We start from the raw sequence: 1,980 nt of genomic DNA, 5'->3' as shown, positions 1-1,980 counted from the left end.
AATATCGGAATTAAAACGGAGTCAGCGAACCTAGCCATTCCCTCACTGGCAGAAAACTTGTCTTTAAACGAGTCATCTTCTGGATTGTAAGGAGTCAGCTTACCTTCGCCGATGGCTTTCATGATTACTTCCATCAAAGAGTTTCCAGGGACCGCGTAAATATAATTCCGTTCATCTTTTAAATCAATATCACGCCAAACCCTTTTATAGAAACGTATATTCTTTAAGTTAACCTCAGGATAAGCGAATGGAACAGCATCTTCCAGGTTATTAACCTGGTAAAACCCGTCGGTTGTGGGAATTGTATCAATTAACATATCTCCAGGCACGCTATCCGTATTGAGCTGACTTAGTTGCTGTGCAACGCCTGTCGTATCTGAATTAGATTGATACAACTCTTGCTCTATACCTGTGGTATCCGGTATTGTATCAATACTTTGTGCCATAATTGGAAGAACTCCAAAACTCATGGCCGTTACCATCATCCAGTTTTTCATTTTTAATTTCTTTAATTCTTTAACAAATTAGTTCCTAATATTTGCGGGTTTTGCTCTGTGTTGTCGGCAATTCAAATGCAGACATTACGCAACGAAAGCCGATATAGGAATGAGGCTCATAGTCCACCGAATAATTTCTAGTTTCACTATTCAGTTGCTCTCCGTTATCTTTCCAAGATCCACCGCGTACGACTTTTCGCTTTAATGCATCGGCATCGTTTTCATCTGCATCATAAAGCAATACAGGGTTTAAATCGTTCACAAACGCAACAGCTGAAGGACTATACGCATCCAACGTCCATTCAGACACATTACCTGCCATATTGTATAAACCAAATTTATTAGGTGTATACGATTTTACGGGTAAGGTAAAAGTAGCACCATCACGCGAGTAGGTACCTTCTCCTTGTTTATAATTAACGGCTAGTTTTTCTTTCCCTTCTTCACCGTCAATGGTATATCGTGTACTAGCGACAGTATCTCTAGGATCTAGCTTTCCTTCCGCTGCGTATTGCCACTGTGCTTCTGTCGGGAGACTAAATGTTAACTGAAAGCCGCTCAGATAAGAATTTTTCATTAGGTTAGCCATCATTTCCTTTCCTCTCCAATCGGCATAAGCTCTCGCTTGCAACCAGGACACACCTATTACCGGGTAGTAGTCGAAGGATTGGTGTGTAAAATAATTAGCATCTAGTGATGTTAACTGTGCATTAGGAAAATCCTTTGACCAAATATCCTCTGCTGGAATCACAGACACCGTATCAGTGACATATTCTTTTTTACGATTCCCCTTGGTCTTCAAATAAGAATACCGATACTTAATGGCTTCTGCGTTCAACGAGCGATTTGACCCCTTCATATCCAGCATAGGAGCAATTCTCTCGGCAATAGATGGATCCGAACTTCTCCATATTGGCGAGATCTTTTTTACCTTTTTCCAGTCAATACGTTTCCCCTCCCCATCTTCACTGGCCAAATCAAGAAAGTATTGATCATCATTTAAATAATCGGTAACGGCGACAGAATCAGCCACCCAATTAACGAAGGCTCTATATTGTTTATTTGTAACCTCAGTTTCATCGATAAAAAAAGCACTTAAGCTGATGTTTTTCCCGACATTACCACTATCTAATGATCCTTTAAATAATATTGTCCCTGAGGGCACATACACCATACCCGGGGGCGCAGGAAGTTTCCCCCCTTTAAAAGCGGACACTTTAGGTGCATTATACATGTTACTTGATGTATTACATCCTGCCAGACCAGCTAGTATTACTACACAGGCTGCTACACATATTCGATTTCGAAATATTCCTTTCATCTTTCGCGTATATTTTTAAATTTTAGTTTAGATTCCAGATTGGCTGTATTTAGTTTCTGTTGAACAAAGCATATTTCACTCCCAAAGAAACATAACCGTAATGATCCTTTTTACTGTTGATCACACCGTCTAGGTTATCATTCGTAGTAATAGTGTGTTGAT

General features: G+C 39.9%; 1 protein-coding gene and 1 pseudogene. Both read right to left on the bottom strand.

The window, feature by feature from the left end; translation table 11 throughout:
* Window positions 1–497: pseudogene (locus HP439_RS18875) on the bottom strand (hypothetical protein); the annotation flags it as partial.
* A 34-nt stretch (window positions 498–531) separates the two neighbouring features.
* A complete protein-coding gene (gene porK, locus HP439_RS18870; RefSeq protein WP_172391872.1) occupies window positions 532–1,818 on the bottom strand; it encodes a T9SS ring complex lipoprotein PorK/GldK in 1,287 nt (428 codons plus the stop codon).
* Window positions 1,819–1,980 lie beyond the last annotated feature (162 nt).

Origin of the sequence: Sphingobacterium shayense (assembly GCF_013179575.1) — a bacterium.
Lineage (GTDB): Bacteria > Bacteroidota > Bacteroidia > Sphingobacteriales > Sphingobacteriaceae > Sphingobacterium > Sphingobacterium shayense.
This window is presented reverse-complemented; position numbering and strand designations above follow the sequence as displayed.

Bases quoted from the DNA above. Each gene is read 5' to 3' on its own strand.
- porK (WP_172391872.1), bottom strand. From the start codon at position 1,818: ATGAAAGGAATATTTCGAAATCGAATATGTGTAGCAGCCTGTGTAGTA.